Below are 19,541 nucleotides of genomic sequence, written 5' to 3' on the forward strand. Positions count from 1 at the left end.
AGTGTTTATGCGGGATATCGGCTTTTGTAAACTATTCAAGTGTTTAAAACGGGATATAGTTTCGCCTATTCCTTGTCAACAGACAAAACGCGAAGTCGGGCAGGAGATGCCGGTTTTCGGCCGCGCCCACTGCCCGTCTTTACGAAAATAAGCTGTTCTATATCTCGTTTTCCGTTTATGCCATCTCGACTACAATGCCGTGGGCGATTCCTGGCACGCTCATGCCCTCGTTGAAGCTGGTCTTGCTCAGCAATGCGCCAGTGGGCATGAAGAGCACCTTTTTCCAGTTGCCCTCCTCCAGCTGCTTCAGGATATAGGCGGACAGCGTCACGGCGCTGCAGCCGCAGCCGCTTCCCCCGGCATGGGTGTCCTGGGAGGCCGCGTCATATATCTCAAGGCCGCAGTCCATATGCTGGTCGGATATGTCTATCCCCTTCTTACGGAGCAGGTCGATCAGAACCCGCTGGCCCACCTTTCCCAGGTCGCCGGTGATGATTTTGTCGTATTCTTCCGGTTGACCGGCAAAGTCAGTGAAGTGCTGTTCCAGGGTGGAAGCCGCTGCCGGAGCCATGCATGCCCCCATGTTCATGGAGTCCTTCAGGCCGTAATCCACCACTTTCCCCACGGTCATGGCGCTGATCCGGGCTCTGGCTTTCCGCCCTCCTCCCTCCGGTTCATCCGTCAGCACAAAGGCCCCGCTGCCTGTGACAGTCCAGGTGGCGGAGAGGGGCCGTTGACTGCCATAGTCCAGGGGGAAGCGGAATTCCTTCTCCGCGCTGGCGAAATGGCTGGAGGTGACGCAGGCAACCTTGTCGGCAAACCCGCTGGCGATGCTCATGGCCCCCAGAGCCAGCGACTCTCCGCAGGTAGAGCAGGCGCCGTACACGCCCAGCAGGGGAATCTGATAGGAAGAGATGCCGAAAGAAGTGGCCATGGATTGACCCAGCAAGTCACCCGCAAAGATATAGGAAATGTCTTCCGGCCGCAGACCCGCCTTTTCCAGAGCCAGTCCCACAGCCTCTTTCTGGAGGGCGCTCTCCGCCTCCTCCCAGGTCTTGCAGCCGAACATGTCGTCCCGGCCTACCTTGTCGAACAGCAGGCCCAGGGGGCCCTGCCCCTCCTTGGTGCCCACTACGCTGGCGCTGTTTAAGATATATACTGGCCTCTCCAGCCGGACGCTGGCTCTGCCCAATTTCTGATTCATAGATTTTCCTCCTGGTTTTAGTTCTGGATGGAGCAGACACTGTTGTAAATCAGCTATTTCTTAGCTGGACTGTCTCCCGTTCCAGATACGGTTTTAACTGAATTTTATTGTTTCCAAAGGAGGTAAATCTATTCTTTGAATTGTATGCGTTGTCTCCAGCATCGTAAGGCCGTCCAACAAGACAGCCCGGAAAAGGGATTCCCGGGCCTCTCTCAAATCCCGGGGCGTCTGCCCTCTGGAGCTGAAAGCGGCTATGTCCCCTTTCAGCTGCCGCAGCACGCCCACAGAATTATTTCATACGGGAATCCCTCTCCTTCTCACTGTCCCGCTCACTCGTATTTCTCGGCCTGGGCGCGGATCAGTTCCGCGTCTTCAAAATAATTGATGCGCATGGCGCTCTTGACCTCGGACAGAGTTCTTGCCGCCACCTCCCTGGCCTGGTCGGTGCCCTTCTTCAGGATGTCATAGATGGCGGGGATGTCCTTCTCCCACTCCTTCCTGCGGTTCCGGATGGGCTCCAGGGTCTCCTGCATGATGTTGTTCAGGAATTTCTTCACCTTCACGTCCCCCAGGCCGCCCCTCTGGTAGTGGGCCTTCAGCTCGTCCAGGTTCGCGTAGTCGGGCAGGTATCTGCCGAAATGCTCCTGCCTGCAGAAGGCGTCCAGGTAGGTGAACACTGTATTGCCCTCCAGATGGCCAGGGTCGCTGACCTGCAGGTGCAGCGGATCTGTGAACATGCTCATGATTTTCGTGCGCACTTCATCCGCCGTGTCCGCCAGGTAGATGCAGTTGCCCAGGGACTTGCTCATCTTGGCCTTGCCGTCCGTGCCCGGGAGCCTGCGCCTGGCCTCGTTCTCCTGCAGGAGGGCCTCCGGCTCCACCAGCACCGGGGCGTACACCGTGTTGAACTTGTGCACGATCTCCCTGGTCTGCTCGATCATGGGCAGCTGGTCGTCCCCCACGGGAACCGTGGTGGCCTTGAAGGCGGTGATGTCAGCCGCCTGGCTGATGGGATAGGTGAAGAAGCCCACCGGGATGCTGGACTCGAAATTCCGCATCTGGATCTCGCTCTTCACGGTGGGGTTGCGCTGGAGCCTGGCCACTGTGACTAAGTCCATGTAGTAGAATGTCAGCTCGCACAGCTCCGAGATTTGGGACTGGATGAGCAAAGTGGACTTCTCCGGGTCAAGGCCGCAGGCGATATAGTCCAGCGCCACCTCGATGATGTTCTGGCGCACCTTCTCCGGGTTCTCGATATTGTCCGTGAGGGCCTGGGCGTCCGCGATCATGATGAAGGTCTTCTTGTACTCGCCGGAATTCTGCAGCTCCACCCGCCTGAGCAGGGATCCGATATAGTGGCCTATGTGCAGCCTGCCCGTGGGGCGGTCGCCTGTGAGGATGATTTTGTCGCATGCTTTGTTTTCCATGATAATTGTCTCCTTTATACGGGATGTCTGCGGCCCGGGGAATGGCCACGGTGGCCGATGTGACCGTTTCCGGACATCGTGACCTCTCCTGGCCGCTATGACCGTTCCTGGACATTGCACCCCTTCCTGGCAATGACAGAGGACTTGGCACCATCCCTGGCCAACACCCATTATAGCACTTTGATAATAGAATCGCTCTTTGATTATTATATCATGGATTTGCGGATAGGCAATCTTATTTTTGAACTTCTTTTCGCCTTTCTTTCCGTCTTTTTGGGCCTTCTTTCGGTCTTCTTACAGCCTTCCGGGGCCGTTCATGCCAGAAAGAGTTTTGCCAGAAAAAAGCTCACTATGAAACCGATTGCCGCGCTTCCAAGCGCGTACAGCACCGTTTGGTAGTGACGTTTTCCAAGCTCCTGCTGGGTCTCCATCTCGTCCAGCCGCCGTCCTTCCGTAAACGCGACGATTTCTTTGTAGGTATGGATGTCATTGTCCTTTTTGACTTTCTCCACCTTCACCGCAAAATACATTGTGACCCCAGCCAGCGCTGCCCATGGAATGAGCGCGTACCAGCCCATCCACGCGGCAAGGGGCACCGCCGAGAGCACTGTCAATGCCAGGAGCGCCGCATAGATGTTTCCATAGCGGTTCAGCCTCCTGATTTCCGTTTCCTTGATTTCTTTTCTCATGCGTTCAACATCTCCTTTTATCAATTGGTCAAGGGATATGTCGAACAGTGTGCTTAACAGCAACAGGCTGTGGATATCCGGGTAATTCTTATTCGTTTCCCAGTTAGAGACAGTCTGCCTGCTGACGTACACCTTTTCGGCCAGCTGCTCCTGTGAGATTCCCATATTGCTGCGATACTTCCTGATCTGCGCTCCGACTTCCAATTTTCCTCTCTCCTTTCCTTTTATTTCCCTGATGCCTGCCGGTCTGCGGGCTGCGTCCGGAACATGCCCTTACATGCGTTCCCTGACCTGCGCCGCCTTGCAACGGTGACTTGTATCCCTGACCTGCCCCGAGTGTACCATCAGACAGGTGCAAGTTCCACCAAAAGCCTTTGACATTGGCCTGAAAACAGGCGTCAAAGGGGTTTGACACAGGAAACATCAATGGCAGATTCGGGGCATTTTATGGCCAGATGACAAATCTGTCAGTTCTGCCCTGCAGCAGATTAAGGACAGGAAGAAGATGCTCCGGGTATACCGTTCTCCTTCATCCTCAAAAGTCATATCCGTTATGACAATATCCGAATCGCTGTCGGATTCCGTATCGAGACTCATATATTCAATCTGCATCCCATGGAGACTGGACAGCTTCCCGTTCGCATATTCCTCATCAAAAGCCCCCCTTATAGCGGGCCTCAAAACCATCGTCTTCCCGTGTGATGTCACTTTCATCCCAGTCCACCGTCACGGTCTTGCCAGTGACCAACTCGACTTCGATATAATCTATCTCGAGATCTTCTATATCGGTATCGACGCAGACAGTCACCTCACGATACCCTTACAGAACCGTGCGTGCGGCTCTTCCTCACTAAGGATGGTTTTCTCGAAAGATTCCCATTTCTTCACAGGGCTTTCCCAATCCTCTGCATCTTCATCCTCTTCATCCTCTTCTTCCTGTATCGCTTCCTCGTATTCCTCTACAAATTCCTTCCAAATATCATATGGCGGAAGCTGAAAAAAACACTCCCCTGTATACGAATCTATATCACAGGACTCTCTCTTCGCATAGTCTATGTAAAGCCGGATGAATCTGCCAGTCACATGAGCTCCGCCGTCCGGATCCCACTCGTCCCCGCCGTCTATGGTACAGAAAGGTTCCTGCGGCGCTGCCGTGCTCATTTCAATCGTGTAAATGCCGCCAAAGTCACAGTCGCCGATACGCATATACTTGATTCTCTCCATATCGCTTTCGTAGATGTCGTCTTTTTGCAGAAGCTTCTTTACTGCGTCCCCAATCCATTTCTGTGTAAATTCAATCCTTTTTTCTTCGTTGCCAAAAAACCGGATAAACGGCATGACTTGCTGTGCTATGTGACTGGCAGGTTCAGCAACACCGCTTTCTTGAATCAGTTCCTCTATTTTAGAAACAGGGAGAACAGTGTCAATCCAGAGAGTGTCTGCGTATGTTGATTTTTCCCCTTTCCTGTTCATGATTTCATAGCCATACGTACATACATAAATTGTACTATCTGAATCCATATGTCTGATTTGTTCTGCAAAACTCCGCAACGCCGGAATGTAACAGTTTCTAATACACCCATATTTGTCCCTCACATTAACCGTTCCATAACAGAATCCGACGCTCACAGAATCCGACGCTCCCTGATAAAACTCTATGCCCTGCCCCCTACGGCTTATTATACCACTGCCGGACAGTTCTGTAAAAGTGTCCTGTCCAAATCAGCACGCAAATCGGCAATATCGGCATTTCAGACCGATATCGGCCTGATTTTCCTATCTGCTCCTTTTTGCCCTCCGGCGGGAAGGAGCTGGAGCGCCAAGAATATGATTTCGTCCGCGGAAATGACAGGTTCCTGGAGGTGGAAAAACAGCCGATAAAAAATAAAAGCTTTGCTGGAGACCATAAATAAAATATAAATCCGGCTTGTCGCGTCCAAGTAGCCCTCCAGAGACTTGCTATTATAACCGAAACAGAAAGAAAAGAGAATAGGGAGAAAAGATGGAAAAGAGAACGGGAGAAAATTGGCAGGATAGCCGCAGAGCAGTTTGTCAAGGGGTCGTGGAATACTGGTTACCCTATGGGTTCTTTTTGCAACTATTGGTTGTAATTCTTGACAGTACCCTTTTACCGTCCATCTCGAATCTGCCGCCACCTACGGCCAAAATATGGATTTCCCGCCAGGAATCAGATATAATCATCACAGAAAGCTTAGGAGGTGAGGACTTGAATGTTACAGTGAAAATCGACCCGGAGGTGAAAGATACGCAGGTTCTGATTACAGCGGAAAAAAGGAGCCGGTTCCTTTGCCGTCTTGTGGACGTCATAGAGGATTTTGATAAAAAACCTACTGCTTCGCTCACCGGCTATATCGGCGACAAGGCGTACCTGATTGATGTGGCGGACATACTGCGGATATATGCCGCGAACCAAAAGGTGTATGTCCAGACGGCCAAAGCAGAATATCTGCTCCGCCACAGGCTGTACGAACTGGAGGAACTGCTTGACAGGCAGCGCTTTCTGCGGATATCCAACTCCGAAATCATCCATGTCAGGAAGATTCAGGATATCGACCTGAGCGTTACCGGGAGAATCTGTATCCGTTTCAGGGAGGATGTGTACACTTATGTGTCAAGAAGATATATTCCAAAAATCAAAAAATCATTGGGGATATGAGGTGATGTGAATGAAGAAAACAATCTTAAAATGCGGCGTAAACGGGATGCTTTGGGGAAGCTTTGCCTTTCTGCTCTTTTCCATCCTGCTATCCTTGCGCCTGAACACGGGCGAATTCTGTTTTGTGCTGCCTGCGCTGGCGGCTGATTACGGAAATGGAATGACTGCCGGGATTCTGCAGATTCTGGCCTTTCTCTGGCTGGGAGGGATGTGCGGGGCTGCGTATGCTATCGGGAACAGTACGAATCTGGCCTTGTGGAGACAGGCTGCGGGGTATCTGTGCGCTCTGACCGCCGGGCTTGGGCCGGTCTCATTTTTGGGGCGCTGGTATGAACATCTGTTCGTCGGAATATTCAGCTATCTGATTTTCCTTGGATCCATATCGGCACTGCTGTATCTCATCGGCTGGATAAACTTACGGAATGATATTGTAAAAATAAGGAACGCCATCCAGGCGGACAAGGAGGAACTGCAATGAACAGACTATCATCTGACAGCAAAAAAATCGTTATCTGGCTGTGGGCAAATTATGGCATCTTTGCTGCCGCCTTTTTCATCCTGGGAACTCTGGGCAGCGGGAACCGCACCATACTTTGGGTCAACTTCATCCTCGATGTGGCTATCTGCGCCGTATCGTTGGTGCTCAACATCCTCCTGTTTCTGCCCAGGCACAAGGTCTCTTTCCTGGGCAAGATTACGCTCATGATGATTACTTTGTGCCTGGCAGCGTTCACATGGTTCGCTTTTTTGATGCCGGAGAACGGATTGCCGCCGGTACTGTTCTGCTGATAACCCTTCCCCGTCACAGCCAGACCGCCCAGTCCCCATAGTCGAAAGTGCCGCTCCCATGGTGCAGCTTCCCGGCTTCTTTCAGCTCCCGGAACCCGTCCCGCATCCGAAAGATGATTTCCGGCCGGATATTCAGAGAATGATGCGCTGGGAACACCTTCCGGGCAGACAGAGCGGCTATCCTTTCCAGGGAGGCAAGGTACGCCTCCGGGTCTGTGGACGGGTAATAGGCGAACAGCGTGTCCTTGTAAACCAGATCCCCGGTAAAGAGATACCCCCGCTCCTTTTCCCAGAAACACATGTGCCCCGGCGAATGCCCCGGCGTGTGGCAGACTTCTATCCTCCGGCCGCCTATGTCGATTACATCCCCGTCCCGCAGAACCCGCGTTGGCTTTCCCTGAAACAGCTCATAGCCGCTGACATCATAGCCTTCCGGCAAATCACACCGGTCAATGACCATGCCCCGAATCGTCTCCATGGAGAGCGGGAAGCCGCCGGACAGCCAGTCCAGCTCCTCCTCATGGGCGCAGAACTCCGGAAAATATTTATGCCCGCCGATGTGGTCCCAGTGGATATGGGTGGCCACAGCCGTGACCGGCCTGTCCGTCAGCTTTTCCACTTCCTCATGGATGTCGCAGATTCCCAGCCCTGTATCAATCAGCAGGCTGCCCTCGGATCCGTTCAGGAGATAGCAATGGGTCTCCTCCCAGTGGCGGTATTCGCTGATGCAATAGGTATCTTCGTCAATCGTATCAATCGTAAACCATTTCTTCATCTTTCTCCTCTTTTCTCCTACCGTTTCTTAATGGGAAAGAACATATAGCCCTGTCCATTCTCCGCCGGACAGTTGAAATCATGGACGGCCCCTGCCAGTTCCAGGCCCTGTTCGGCCATATAGTCCAGCACTTTCCGGAAAACATCGTCTTCCGAGGCTTTCACATACAGGTATTCGTAAGCCGGAATCGTCCACTTCACCCAGCCCGCCGGGGCTTCCGCGCCGTCCGCGGCCTCCACGCCCGCCAGATACAGGCCTTCCGTAAACCCATTCTCCCATGGCCGGAAAGAATGGGAAAAATCGGACATGGCGCCCCATATCCCCGCCAGATTGCCGTCCCCGTCCTTTTGGGCCAGGTGCTGCACCTCCTGGAAATGGCCGTTGGCATCCTCCCAGAGTCTCTGGATAAAGCCTTCCCCATCATTTGTAGAGCCTTCCTTTCCTATCACGGAAAAGGATTCCTTCACGCATCTTTTGAATTCCATCTAATCATCTCCTCTTCTTTCTTTTGCGCATCAAAAAAGCTTTTCTATTCCAAATAAAATATCGGCCCTTTGGCCGGAAAAGGAAGGCTCCTTCCCCGGGGCACCAGAAACGCGTGATCCCGTCCAAAAAGGTTCAGCCTGTCGCACTCGCAGTCGGTGATGATCAGCAGCGGGGCCTCCTTCGGGAAATCCCCGGCCTGCTCCAGCAGCTCCACCCCCGGCTGGAGCACCGTGCCGCCCCGCCCCCGCACCCGGACGCTGCCGGCGATGTCCGACGCCTCCATGTACCCCTGGTCGTAGGGGGACGCGTCGCAGAACACCACCCGCACCCGGTTCACGTCCCGGGCGGCGCTGTAGCTGGCGATGGCCCCCAGAGCCGCGGCCAGCAGGGCACGGTCCATGGAGCCGGAAGTGTCCAGCAGCACGCCGAAAGTCCGCCCCTCCCGGGCCGCCTCCTCATACCGGTAAGAGGGCCGGGGGATGTCCGGCGTGGCAGACTGTCTTCTGCTGAGCCTGGCATAGGTGCGCCGCTTTTCCAGAGGCTCGAACCGCTCGTCGAACCACCTGGCCAGTTCCACGTCCCAGGGGATGGGCGGCTGGGACAGGGCACGGATCTCCTCCACCAGCCCGGCGGGAAGGTAGCCCCGCTCATGGGTCTGATGGAAGTCCAGCCCCCGCTGGATGGCCGAGCGGCACCATTCATCCAGATCCACGAAATCTTTTGTCTCCTCCCAGCCGGGCGGGCCGAAGACAATGTCGTGGCAGGCCATGCGCCTGTATTTGCGCAGGTTGACGGCCAGAATGTCATAGACGCTCTCCGCCGACAGCCCCGCAAGCTCCGGGTCGTAGAGCAGCCCCTCCGGCATGGAGCCCACCTCCATGTCCCGCAGCCACTGGTTGATTACATAATCGCAAGCTGTGTTCCACAGTTCCGGATCCCGCTTGCCCAGCCGCCGCTCATGGCACAGAGCGGCGTGAAGGTATTCATGAGCCAGCACGAACCTCCACTCCTGCTCGGTCAGGTGAGCATTGGGATTGACATAAATCTCCCGCATCTGAATGGAAATCGCGGCAATGGAAATGTCCATCCGCTGTGCTACAAGCGCGTCTTCCACCAGCCGGAAGCCGGAGGCTATGCCCCCCAAAAGAGGATAGCTAGACAGGAACCATTCCTGTGCCCGCTGGACGGGGCTGCTTATCCGGCGCTCCCCCGGCTCTGCCCGGACACCTCCGGCATAGTCCACGGCGGCCCGCAGCGCCTCCCGCAGGCTGTCCGCAAAAATCTGCCGCCAGTCCGTGGGGCCTCTCCACCAGCTCCGGGCCGTCCCCCGCCAGGACATGTCCGCCCGTCCGCCGCTCATGGTGGAGAAATGCAGATAGGCCGGGTCACTGTGCTCTTTCAGCCAGTCATACAGCTTTTCCTCCTCCCTGGCCCCTGACGGCAGAGGAAAGTCCAGTTCCCCGGGGACCGTTCCGATGCGGAGGTCAGCCAGATACCGGGCCGTCACACAGTCGCAGGCGGCATTCCAGAGGGCATCCTTCTCCCGGTCTTCTCTGATATGGCCCAGCCCTAAATGCAGCAGACAGTGGGCCACCACATAAGCCCACTCCCCCGGTGTCGCCCGGCGGTGGCTGTTGGCATAGATGTGGCCGTCAGAGGTGACCCAGGCCCAGTCCTCCCTGGCACAGGGATAGCTGTCGTCAAAGTGGACGGTCGCCCGCTCCCGCAACGGCCCCAGCACCGGATTTTGCCTCACCATGGCGCATCCGGCCCCAAAGGCCTCCTGAGCCGGATTGGTCTTCTGTTGTCCCTTTTTCTGTTTCCCGCTCATCCGTTCCGCTTGTCCGCCAGCCGGGGGAGGTCTCGGAACAGCTCCACCACGAACCAGTCCGGCAGCTCCTTTCCGTCTTCCGGGGTCACCGCCATCCGGGCGATTTCCAGACTGATATTTGCCAGCTCGGTGATCCGGTCCTTGGCCTGGAGGACCAGGGTCTGGCTGTCGCTGCTCAGCTTCGCCCGCTCCGCCGGCAGCTCTTTCACCAGGCGGGCGCGGAGGGACTGGGCCAGGAAGTAGAGCACATCCCGCTCTTCCGCTTTCTCCGGCCAGGGCTGAGCGCCGGATAGGATTTTGTCCAGGGCGTACTGGCTGCGGATCTGGCGGATGTAGGCCAGGAACTGGACGGCATGGTGGGGGCTCAGGCACCCGGTGGCCAGAATCCGCAGGGCTTCCTCCCCGATGTCCGGGCCGTAGCTGTGGACGGCATCGCTGAGCATGTGCCAGGAGCGGGGCGTGGAGAAGGGCTCCTCGCTCTTGGGGGGTTTTGCCCACAGATGGTCCGGGCGGCTGGTGATGTAGTCGTAGATGTAGGGATGGATGCCGTTTGCGGCGGCCCATTCCAGCCAGAGCCTGGGGCTGGCGGTGAGCTCCACATGGAACATCCGGTTCACCAGGGCGGAGGACATGGGCCGGGTGATGGCGTTGTCCTGGGCCCGGTTGCCCGCGCCCACCACGATGGAGCCCTCCGGCAGGCAGTATTCCCCGATCCGCCGCTCATGGATGAGGGAATAGAATGCTTTCTGCACCTCCGAGGTGCAGGCGTTCAGCTCGTCCAGGAAGAGGACGTAGGGCTCCTGTCTGGCGATGGTCCGGGGCGGGCAAAAGACGCTGTATCCGTCCCTGATCTGAGGGACGCCGATGATGTCCTCCGGGGCCAGCTGGCTGCCCAAAAGGGAGACACAGGGCAGCCCCAGGCTGTCCGCGAAGTCCTGGACGATGGCGGACTTGCCGATGCCCGGCGCGCCCCAGATGAACACCGGGCGGATCAGCCCTACGTTCAGCAGGACGTCCAGCAATTGTTTATGGTTTACGGTTATGGTCAGGTTCATGAAATATGATTACTCCTTTGTCTTCTTATCTTGTACATACAGGCTGGCAAGGACCATCTCATGGAATCCATCGCCAGCCTTACCGCCGCCTCGGAGGAGTTCAGCGGCTCCGTATCCAGCACCACCACAGAGGGGCTCTGATAGCGGAATGCCTCCATGAGCCAGAAATAGCTCACCGGAAGGCTTTGCTGCCGGGCCCCTATGGATGTCCGCCAGGTAAAAAAACATGCCTTACGGGCATATGATATACTTCCCTTTCGCCCGGGCCTGGGCATCTCTCAGAATCTCCTCCAGCTTTTCCAGCCCATACGTCCCGTAAACCATGCTGCTCACGTCCAGACGGCCTGTGTCGATCAAATCCAGCGCCCGCTTCTGCGTATAAGGGTTGATATAGGACGCTTTCAGTTCCAGCTCCTTTTTGAATATCTCAAAGGGCTTCACCGCAATGGTCTCGTCCGGCTTCGTCAGGCCGAACATCATCACCACCGCCTTGTTCCCGGCGATGTCGATGGCCTGTTCGATGGTGGCGGGACGGCCCACGCATTCGATGACCGTGTTCACCCAGGTGAAACCGGCCTTATGCAGCTGTTCTTTCACATCCTCTTGTAAGGGATCGATGCATACATCCGCTCCCAGCTTCGCCGCCACGAGACGCTTCTCCTCCACCGGCTCCAGCAGCGCCACCTTTGCCGCGCCCTCCAGTTTCGCCAGCTGCAGCATCAGCAGGCCTATCATGCCGCCACCGATGACCACCGCCTGGGAACCCGGCTGAATCCTGCACATATCAATCCCGTGGAGACAACATGCCACCGGCTCCGCCATGGCACCCTGTTCAAAGGAAGTCCTCTCCCCCAGCCGGTATACCTGTCTGACGTTCACGGCGCAGTATTCCGCAAATCCGCCATTCACAGTCGTTCCATATCCAATCATATGCTCACAGTAATGGGCCGCGCCGTTCCTACAGGGCGTACAGGCTCCGCAATAACAGTTCGGATCCACGCAGACTCTGTCGCCAGGCCGATAATCCGTGACCGCTTCGCCGACTTCCTCCACGATGCCGGAGAACTCATGCCCCAGTATGGTGGGCGGAGCGACCTCCGCCGCGCCCTTGTCCCCCTCATAGATGTGCACGTCCGTGCCGCAGACGCCGCAGGCTTTCACCCGGATCAGCACGTCCTTTGGCCCAACGGCCGGCATCTCGTGCTCCTGAATCCTTATGTCATGTTTTCCGTAAAATACCGCGCTCTTCATCTTCTATCCGCCCCTTCCTTTCTCCGGTCCCCTCTTCCGCCGATGCTTATCCTTGCGGCTCATCCCTCAGGGTGCATTCCGCAATAAGCTTCCGCTGCCTTAGATCCTATGACAGTATTTGACTTCTATTGTAAACCCATACGCCGCTTCTTTCAATACCCCTCCTTCCCATATATCCCCTGCCCTGTCAGTTATTTCCGGAACTTGCCGCCTATACTACATAACGCCAGTATTTACCGTACTGCACTGGTCAAACGCATATGGCCGGCATCATGCAGCCGGGTCCTGTCACTTCCTCTTCCGGAAGGTCAGCGCAATCACCTCATGGGCGAACAGCGGAGCCGCCGCCAGGATGCTCAGCCGCATCCATTCTTTCCCCGACAGGGGCGAGGTGCCGAAGGCCTGAATCAGGAAGGGAATCTCCGTCACGGCGAACTGCAGCAGGAACCCGGCGGCGCAGGCCAGAATCATGAGCCTGTTCTCCAGATGGTTCATCCGGAATACCGAGCGCTGGGTGTCCCGCATGCCCACCGCGTGGAAGAGCTGGGACATGCCCAGCACCGTGAAGGCGTAGGTCTGGGCCTTGGACAGCACGGAGCCGTTCTGCAGAATCTGGGTCAGGTTCTCCAAAGTCACGGCCAGGCCGTTCGTCCGAAGCAGCGCCCAGGGGAGCATCAGAAAGGCTGTCAGGCTCACCGTGGCAATCAACAGGCCGTAAAAACAGGTGCACAGAAGGCCTCCCCTGGCGAACAGGCTCTCGCCCGCCTTTCTGGGCTGCTGTTTCATCAGGCTTTTCCCATCGTTTTTATCGATTCCCAGGGCCAGCGCCGGCAGGGAGTCGGTGATCAGGTTGATCCAGAGGATGTGGCTGGACTTCAGGGGGGAGGCCATGCCGCATATCACCGCGAAGAACATGGTGACAATCTCCCCCAGGTTGGAGGACAGCAGGAAAATCACCGACTTGCGGATGTTCTCGTAGACCCCTCTCCCCTCCTCGATGGCACGGCGGATGGTGGCGAAATTGTCATCCGTCAGTATCATGTCCGAGGCCTGCCTGGCCACGTCCGTCCCATTCTTTCCCATGGCGATGCCGATGTCCGCCCTTTTCAGGGAAGGAGCGTCGTTCACGCCGTCGCCGGTCATGGCCACGATTTCCCCTCTCCGGCGAAATCCGTCCACGATGCGCACTTTCTGGGCAGGGGACACGCGGGCGAAGATTCTTATGTCTTCGATTCGGTCTGTCAGTTCCTCCTCCGACAGATGCCCCAGGGCCTCCCCCGTCATGCACTGTTCAGGGCGCTTGGCGATGCCCAGCTGTCTGCCGATGGCGAACGCCGTGTCCACATGGTCTCCTGTAATCATAACGGTCTTCACCCCCGCCTCCCGGAAGTCGGCCACCGCCCTGGCGGCCTCCGGCCTGGCAGGGTCCTTCATGCCCACCAGCCCTAAGAACGTCAGATCCTCCTCCACGGCCCTGGGGCTCTCCGTCTGCATGGCCACCGCTAGGGTGCGCAGCGCCTCCCCGGACATCTCCTCCACCGCGGCCAGAATCTGCCTGCGATACCTTTCCGAGAGCCTGGCCACGCCCTCCGGGGTGTGGATTCTGGTGCACCGCTTCAGCACCTCGTCCGGCGCGCCCTTGGTGTAGGAGACAGTGGTTTTGCCGCCGCTGCCAAAGCTCCAGCCGCCCGGCCGGGTTCCGGCAGAGGCGAATTCTGCCGCCCGCAGCTCTCCGGCCGCCCTCCCCTGCCGCCACGGGCCTTCTTCCATGCTCCGGAAGCTTCCGGGAATCCTGCCCCTGTCTTTTCCCCCTCCTTCTCCATGACCGTATCCGTCTCCGAATTGACGATTTTCCGTTGTATCATGCTTGCTATGCAGCGTAGTCATCATTTTCCGGTCAGAGTCGAAGGAGAGCTCCCCCAGCCGGGGCATCCTGCGCTCCAGCTCCTCCTTTTCCATCCCAAAGCCCGCGGCCAGATCCAGCAGCGCCAGCTCCGTGGGATCCCCTGTACGGTCTCCCTTCCCCGCTGCAGCATCGTTGCACAGCACCATCCCGTAATAGAAATCCGGGCAGAGCGCCGGGCTGCATTCCCCCGCCCTGTGCATCCGGCCCTCCAGCCAGCATTTCTCCACGGTCATCCGGTTCTGGGTCAGGGTTCCCGTCTTGTCCGAGCAGACCACGCTGACGGCCCCCAAGGTCTCCACGGAGGGGAGGCGGCGCACGATGGTGTTCACCTTCACCATGCGGGTGACGCTGAGAGCCAGGCAGATGGTCACCACGGCAGGCAGCCCCTCGGGCACCGCCGCCACCGCCAGGGAGATGGCTGTGATCAGCATTTCCGGCACATTGCGCTTTTGGAGCACGGCAATGGCAAAAAGGGCGGCGCAGAGCAGCAGGGATAACAGGCTCAGCACTTTTCCCAGCTCCCCCAGACGCTTCTGGAGCGGGGTCATCTCCTCCCTGCTCTCGGTAATCATGGTGGCGATCTGCCCCAGCTCCGTGTCCATGCCCGTGGCCGTCACCAGGCCCTGCCCCCTGCCGTAGGTGACGATGGTGGACATGTAGGCCATGTTGCGCCTGTCCCCCAGGGGGATGCGCTCTCCCTGGAATCCATCGCTTTCATGGAGCGCCCCTTTTCCATAGGAAATGTTTTTTCCACGGGAGATGTCTTTTCCCTGGGAGATGTCTTTTCCCTGGGAAATGTCTTTTCCCTGGGAAATGTCTTTTCCCATAATCCCCATGAATCCCGCGTCTTTCTCTATAGGAAGAGACTCTCCTGTCAGGGCGGATTCCTCTATCTTCAGATTCGCAGACTGGGTCAGCCGCAGGTCCGCCGGCACCTGGCAGCCGGCCTCCAGCCAGACCAGGTCGCCCCGCACCAGCTCCGCCGCGGGAATCTCCATGCGCCTGCCCTCCCGGATGACGAAAGCCTTTGGGCTGGTGAGCTTCTTTAAGGACTCCAGGGCCTTCCTGGCCTTGCCCTCCTGAAGCACCCCCACCGCGGCGTTCAGCGCCACCACCACGCCGATAATCACGGCATCGCTGACTTCCCTCAGCAGCACGGACACCACTGCCGCCACGATCAGCACATAAATCAGCGGGTCGTTCAACTGCTCCAGAAACGACTCTATGATTGTCTTCTTTCTGGGGGCCCGCATTTCATTGCGCCCATCCCGTTCCAGCCGTCTGGCCGCCTCCTCCGTCTTCAATCCCATATGCAGATCGCTCTTCAGTTCCTCCGCCGTCTCATCAATGCCCCACTGTTCAAACACGCCTTTCCCTCCCATAGCTTGTTTCCTTTTCAAAGTCTATGTCCCCGGAGGGTAAAGTATGTCCGGATTTGATGTCATCATTTTTCCGACATTTCTGCATCTTTTCTGCATCATTTTTTCAAAAGGGCGAAATGATGCAAAAATGTTGAAAATCTGATGCACCTTATGTGCATTGCCGTCCTATTCTGGAGGCAGAAACGGAGGTACATCACGATGAAAAAAAGAAGCAAGAGTCTAATCTCACTGTTGTCCGCGCTGCTCCTGCTCACGGCATGCCCTTTCCCGGTCCATGCCGGCGAGGAGGAGGATGAGGAAAAGCTCCTGGCCCCCTATTTCGTCATCCAGAGCGAAGGGGCCGATGTCTCCACGGACTATTTCCCCCTAAAGTCCACGGAGGTGACCACAAATATTAACGGCGTCATCGCCGAGACCTATGTGGTGCAGACCTATGTGAACGAAGGCGACAAGCCCATAAACGCCCAGTACGTATTCCCCACCTCCAGCACGGCCACCGTCCACGGCATGACCATGGAGATCGGCAGCCACAGGGTCACTGCCACGATCAAGGAGAAGGAGGAGGCAAAGGAGGAGTACGAGGAGGCAAAAGAGGAGGGAAAGAGCGCGTCCCTCTTGGAGCAGCGCAGGCCCAATGTCTTCACCATGGACGTGGCCAATGTCATGCCCGGGGACACGGCCCGCATCGAGCTGCACTACACGGAGCTGGTGGTCACCAGGGAGGGTGTCTGCGAGTTCGTCTTCCCCACGGTGGTGGGGCCCCGCTATGTCACGCCGGAAGATGCGGACAGCCCTGTGGCGGACGCTGCCGTGCCCGATAAGGACATGACAGAGGAGTCATCCGGTGAGGACGGCGCTTTCCAGGGAGACCCCGCTGACACTTCCGCAGGGGAGAAGGGCAAAAATGACATATCTGTCGCTGGCAATAATGTCATAAATGACGAAATTAACGACAATAATGTCATAAATGGAGATGCCGCCGACAACTGGGCATCCAGCCCCTATCTCCCCCAGGGCGTCCTGCCGGACAGCGAGTACCACATCACGGTCAATCTCTCCACCGGCGTCCCCATCGCCGATGTGAGCTGCAAGTCCCATGAGATAAGGGTGGAGCAGGAGGAGGCCTCCCAGGCCCGCATCACCCTGGCGAATCCCGAAGACTATGCCGGAAACCGGGACTTCATCCTGAAATACAGGCTCACCGGCGAATCCGTGGAGAGCGGCCTGGTGCTCACCGAGACGGATTCCGAGAAATATTTCTTCCTCACCGTCCAGCCGCCGGAGCGGTATGTCCCCGATGATATCCCGCCCAGGGAGTACATCTTCGTCCTGGACGTGTCCGGCTCCATGTACGGCTATCCCCTGGACACCGCCAAAGACCTGATACGGAATCTGGTGACAGGCCTGCGGGACACCGACCGTTTCAACCTGGTCCTGTTTTCGGACGACACCTATCTGCTCTCCACCAAATCCCTGGCGGCCAATTCCGGAAATGTCCAGGCGGCCATAGACCTGATCGACGAGCAGGAGGGCGGCGGCGGGACCTCCATGCTTCCGGCGCTCCAGACAGCCGTCTCAGTGCCCATGAAGGAGGACGTGGCCCGGAGCGTGGTCATCATCACCGACGGCTATATCTCCAACGAGGACGAAATCTATGACCTGATCAACAGGAACATGGACGCCGCCAGCTTCTTCTCCTTCGGCATCGGCTGCTCCGTCAACGACTACCTGATCAAGGGCATCGCCCAGTGCGGCATGGGCGAGTCCTTCCTGGTCACCGATTCCGAGGACGCAGCGGAATCCGCCCAGCGGTTCGCCTCCTACATCGAGGCTCCCCTGATGACCGGAATCACGGTGGATTATGAAGGTTTCGACGTCTATGACGTGGCCACCTCCACGCCCTCCATCCTGTATGCCCAAAAGCCCCTGATCCTTTTCGGCAAATGGCGCGGGGAGCCCACGGGCACCATCACTGTCTCGGGGAAGGCCGGCGGGGAGGATTACGTGCAGGAGATCCCCGTGGCCGACGCGACCGTGGATACGGAGGACGAGTCCATCCGCTATCTCTGGGCCCGCACGAAGCTGGATCAGCTGGCGGGATACGGCAGCATCCGCAATGATGATTCCGTGAAGGATGAGATCACAAAGCTGGGGCTGGATTACAACATGACCACGCCATATACGTCATTTGTGGCCGTGGTGGAGGAAATCCGGAATCCGGAGGGGGAGGCCGAGGACGTGAACCAGGCCAACCCTCTGCCCCTCCAGGTGTCCAACCTGGCCGTGGGCGGCGGATATACCGCTTACTCGGAGCCCGGGGGGATTCTGCTGGGAGTGATTCTGACAGTGGTGTCGTTTTGTGGCGCGCGGCGGCAGTTCAGGAAGCGCAGACAGACGGCCAGGCTATTGAATCGACAGACAGAGGTATAGCAGATGGATATTCGCGGAAAACTTCATTTCCTCAGACAGAACCTGTTTATTTATATCATGGGCGTCCTCCTTATTTTGGGCATGAAGCATCTCTACAGCAGGGCGGACTGTGACAGCCTGCGGTGGATTCTGGGCCCCACCGCCCGCTGGGTGGAAGCCCTGAGCGGCATCCCGTTTACTTACGAGCCGGGCATGGGCTATGTCAACCATGGGTTGCGCTATCTCATCGCGCCCTCCTGCTCCGGCGTGCAGTTCATGATCATCACTGCGGCAATGCTGATTTTTTCCTTCTCCCACCTATGGGTGGGAGGCCGTCACCTGGCGGGGCTCCGGCTGGGACGCCTACCTTGGATGGGATTCCGCCACCTGACGGGACTCTGGCGTTGGATGCGATGCCATCGCCTGACAGAGCTCCGTCCCTGGACGGAACTCCCTTGGCCAGGCCTCCGTCTTGCGGAAAGCCGCCATCCGGAGGCCCCCCTGTCAGAAAATCCCGGGGGCGATGGCAGCCCCCCTGAATCTGCCGGAAGCCCTGGCACCACCGGCCCTTCCGGCGCCAGGGCCGCTGCTTCCGGAAGAAACGCCGCAGCCGCAGCGCCCGCCCCAGACAGCCAGCGTCCCCGGGCAATTCTCCGGATACTGCCCGGCCTGGCCTGGATTGCCATAAGCCTCCTGCTGTCCTACGGGTTCACCATCTTCGTAAACGGCCTGCGGATCGTGGCGGCAATCTATCTGCCGTATTTTTTCAGACGGTCTGGCGTGTCCGTCAGCTGGCTGACTCCGGACAGGCTCCACACCATGATTGGTGCCGTAGTCTACTTCGCTTCGCTGCTGACAATCCACCGGCTGGCGGGCCTCCTTTTCGATAGGTTCCCCGGCGCAGGCAAAGACAGGCCCTCTACGCCGGTCCTGGGCAAATGCCTGGCCCCCCTGTTCTGGTATTTTTTCATCGTGCTGGGCATCCCCTTCCTGAACAGGGCAAGCCGCCGGGGCAATGGGCAGTTTGCGGAATTCGCCCTGCTGGTGGCGCTGTGCTGCGGCACCGTGCTGCTCCTCTATGGGCTAGGGGTTCTGGTACGCAGAAAAATTCAGGGCAGAGGATGATTCCTCTGCCCTTTACCCCTTTGTTATCCTGGTATTGATACGAATCAATTCATTCGCATTCAACACGATTCTGTCATAGCCGTCCGCTTCCAATGTCTCCCTCCTTACCTGTTTTGTGATATTGATTCTACCAGATATTCTATTCTCTTTCAACCGTCTTATCCAGTCTTTTCCTGATTTTCAAATATCTTATACTGCACACTGGTTAAATTTGCAGTGCGGCTGCAGCACATGGCTTAATCTGCCCGGCACCCCTCTGGCCCCCCGCAGCGCGCAGATCCCGTACTCCTCCTTCAGCCGCCCGAAGGGGAACGCATCGGCATCGTACCTGCGCAGGAGCCTAATCCGCATCACGTCTTCGTCTTCTTTTTCTTTGATGCCGTGGCCTCGAAGCTTAAGTCGATCAGTCCGCAGACTTTGGCTTCCTCCACCGTGCCGTCCAGAAGCACCGTGATCCAGTGCTCCTTGTTCATATGGTAGGCGGGGAAGATGCCCCTGTCCTGCATCAGCGCATCCTTGAACACCATATCGTCAA

At 57.4% G+C, this 19,541-nt stretch carries 16 protein-coding genes and 1 pseudogene (1 of these 17 running past the window's edge); 5 read left to right on the plus strand and 12 right to left on the minus strand.

Going from position 1 to position 19,541, the window contains the following annotated elements; genetic code table 11:
* Positions 1–175 precede the first annotated feature (175 nt).
* From spoVAD to Q2B33_RS04870, 4 genes are all read right to left on the minus strand, one after another.
* Positions 176–1,204, minus strand: a complete 1,029-nt coding sequence (gene spoVAD / locus Q2B33_RS04855; protein WP_300564804.1) for a stage V sporulation protein AD — start codon at positions 1,202–1,204, stop codon at positions 176–178.
* A 329-nt stretch (positions 1,205–1,533) separates the two neighbouring features.
* Positions 1,534–2,631, minus strand: coding sequence for a tryptophan--tRNA ligase (gene trpS / locus Q2B33_RS04860; protein WP_300564802.1), 1,098 nt, complete (start codon positions 2,629–2,631; stop codon positions 1,534–1,536).
* 314 nt (positions 2,632–2,945) lie between these two features.
* Positions 2,946–3,524, minus strand: coding sequence for a helix-turn-helix domain-containing protein (locus Q2B33_RS04865; RefSeq protein WP_300564800.1), 579 nt, complete (start codon positions 3,522–3,524; stop codon positions 2,946–2,948).
* Positions 3,525–4,124: 600 nt separating this feature from the next.
* Positions 4,125–4,793: a hypothetical protein gene (locus Q2B33_RS04870; RefSeq protein ID WP_300564796.1), complete on the minus strand. Its 669-nt coding sequence runs from the start codon at positions 4,791–4,793 to the stop codon at positions 4,125–4,127.
* A 754-nt stretch (positions 4,794–5,547) separates the two neighbouring features.
* On the opposite strand from Q2B33_RS04870, the gene Q2B33_RS04875 reads away from it, so the two are divergent.
* From Q2B33_RS04875 to Q2B33_RS04885, 3 genes are read left to right on the plus strand one after another with little or no spacing between them, the layout of a single operon-like run.
* A complete protein-coding gene (locus Q2B33_RS04875; RefSeq protein ID WP_251205195.1) occupies positions 5,548–5,997 on the plus strand; it encodes a LytTR family DNA-binding domain-containing protein in 450 nt (149 codons plus the stop codon).
* Between the two features lie 10 nt (positions 5,998–6,007).
* Positions 6,008–6,475 carry a DUF3021 family protein gene (locus Q2B33_RS04880; RefSeq protein ID WP_300564792.1) on the plus strand — a complete coding sequence of 156 codons (468 nt, stop codon included), beginning with the start codon at positions 6,008–6,010 and terminating at the stop codon, positions 6,473–6,475.
* On the plus strand, positions 6,472–6,786 hold the full coding sequence (locus tag Q2B33_RS04885; RefSeq protein WP_289765739.1) for a hypothetical protein: 315 nt from the start codon (positions 6,472–6,474) through the stop codon (positions 6,784–6,786). The genes Q2B33_RS04880 and Q2B33_RS04885 overlap by 4 nt, the downstream gene beginning before the upstream one ends.
* Positions 6,787–6,799: 13 nt before the next feature.
* Here Q2B33_RS04885 and Q2B33_RS04890 read toward each other — a convergent pair whose 3' ends face one another.
* The 6 genes from Q2B33_RS04890 to Q2B33_RS04915 form a co-directional block, all read right to left on the minus strand.
* Complete coding sequence (locus tag Q2B33_RS04890) at positions 6,800–7,561, minus strand: MBL fold metallo-hydrolase (RefSeq protein WP_300564789.1); 762 nt, start codon at positions 7,559–7,561, stop codon at positions 6,800–6,802.
* Between the two features lie 17 nt (positions 7,562–7,578).
* Complete coding sequence (locus Q2B33_RS04895; protein WP_300564787.1) at positions 7,579–8,046, minus strand: GyrI-like domain-containing protein; 468 nt, start codon at positions 8,044–8,046, stop codon at positions 7,579–7,581.
* Between the two features lie 44 nt (positions 8,047–8,090).
* Positions 8,091–9,878: a VWA-like domain-containing protein gene (locus Q2B33_RS04900; RefSeq protein ID WP_300564785.1), complete on the minus strand. Its 1,788-nt coding sequence runs from the start codon at positions 9,876–9,878 to the stop codon at positions 8,091–8,093.
* Entirely contained in the window at positions 9,875–10,933 is a 1,059-nt protein-coding gene (locus tag Q2B33_RS04905; protein ID WP_300564783.1) for an AAA family ATPase, read from the minus strand. Before Q2B33_RS04905 ends, Q2B33_RS04900 begins: the two co-directional genes overlap by 4 nt.
* 231 nt (positions 10,934–11,164) lie before the next feature.
* Positions 11,165–12,184 carry a zinc-dependent alcohol dehydrogenase family protein gene (locus tag Q2B33_RS04910; RefSeq protein WP_300564781.1) on the minus strand — a complete coding sequence of 340 codons (1,020 nt, stop codon included), beginning with the start codon at positions 12,182–12,184 and terminating at the stop codon, positions 11,165–11,167.
* A gap of 288 nt (positions 12,185–12,472) precedes the next feature.
* Positions 12,473–15,472, minus strand: a complete 3,000-nt coding sequence (locus tag Q2B33_RS04915; protein ID WP_300564779.1) for an HAD-IC family P-type ATPase — start codon at positions 15,470–15,472, stop codon at positions 12,473–12,475.
* 198 nt (positions 15,473–15,670) lie between these two features.
* Here Q2B33_RS04915 and Q2B33_RS04920 point away from each other — a divergent pair, with 198 nt between their 5' ends.
* Positions 15,671–17,902, plus strand: a complete 2,232-nt coding sequence (locus Q2B33_RS04920; RefSeq protein WP_300564777.1) for a VIT domain-containing protein — start codon at positions 15,671–15,673, stop codon at positions 17,900–17,902.
* A 3-nt stretch (positions 17,903–17,905) separates the two neighbouring features.
* A complete protein-coding gene (gene xrtK, locus Q2B33_RS04925) occupies positions 17,906–19,006 on the plus strand; it encodes an exosortase K (protein ID WP_300783890.1) in 1,101 nt (366 codons plus the stop codon).
* A 189-nt stretch (positions 19,007–19,195) separates the two neighbouring features.
* Here the strand turns inward: xrtK and Q2B33_RS04930 are convergent, their stop codons facing one another.
* The gene (locus tag Q2B33_RS04930; protein WP_300564773.1) at positions 19,196–19,360 is read right to left on the minus strand and encodes a hypothetical protein; all 165 of its coding nucleotides are present in this window, start codon (positions 19,358–19,360) and stop codon (positions 19,196–19,198) included.
* Positions 19,357–19,541 (minus strand): annotated as a pseudogene (locus Q2B33_RS04935) (MmcQ/YjbR family DNA-binding protein) (it continues 208 nt past the right edge of the window). The gene Q2B33_RS04930 and the pseudogene Q2B33_RS04935 overlap by 4 nt, the downstream one beginning before the upstream one ends.

Source organism: uncultured Acetatifactor sp., assembly GCF_948601915.1.
GTDB lineage: Bacteria > Bacillota > Clostridia > Lachnospirales > Lachnospiraceae > Acetatifactor.

Bases quoted from the DNA above. Each gene is read 5' to 3' on its own strand.
- spoVAD (WP_300564804.1), bottom strand. From the start codon at position 1,204: ATGAATCAGAAATTGGGCAGAGCCAGCGTCCGGCTGGAGAGGCCAGTA.
- trpS (WP_300564802.1), bottom strand. From the start codon at position 2,631: ATGGAAAACAAAGCATGCGACAAAATCATCCTCACAGGCGACCGCCCC.
- Q2B33_RS04870 (WP_300564796.1), bottom strand. From the start codon at position 4,793: ATGAACAGGAAAGGGGAAAAATCAACATACGCAGACACTCTCTGGATT.
- Q2B33_RS04880 (WP_300564792.1), top strand. From the start codon at position 6,008: ATGAAGAAAACAATCTTAAAATGCGGCGTAAACGGGATGCTTTGGGGA.
- Q2B33_RS04885 (WP_289765739.1), top strand. From the start codon at position 6,472: ATGAACAGACTATCATCTGACAGCAAAAAAATCGTTATCTGGCTGTGG.
- Q2B33_RS04890 (WP_300564789.1), bottom strand. From the start codon at position 7,561: ATGAAGAAATGGTTTACGATTGATACGATTGACGAAGATACCTATTGC.
- Q2B33_RS04895 (WP_300564787.1), bottom strand. From the start codon at position 8,046: ATGGAATTCAAAAGATGCGTGAAGGAATCCTTTTCCGTGATAGGAAAG.
- Q2B33_RS04900 (WP_300564785.1), bottom strand. From the start codon at position 9,878: ATGAGCGGGAAACAGAAAAAGGGACAACAGAAGACCAATCCGGCTCAG.
- Q2B33_RS04905 (WP_300564783.1), bottom strand. From the start codon at position 10,933: ATGAACCTGACCATAACCGTAAACCATAAACAATTGCTGGACGTCCTG.
- Q2B33_RS04910 (WP_300564781.1), bottom strand. From the start codon at position 12,184: ATGAAGAGCGCGGTATTTTACGGAAAACATGACATAAGGATTCAGGAG.
- Q2B33_RS04915 (WP_300564779.1), bottom strand. From the start codon at position 15,472: ATGGGAGGGAAAGGCGTGTTTGAACAGTGGGGCATTGATGAGACGGCG.
- Q2B33_RS04920 (WP_300564777.1), top strand. From the start codon at position 15,671: ATGAAAAAAAGAAGCAAGAGTCTAATCTCACTGTTGTCCGCGCTGCTC.
- xrtK (WP_300783890.1), top strand. From the start codon at position 17,906: ATGGATATTCGCGGAAAACTTCATTTCCTCAGACAGAACCTGTTTATT.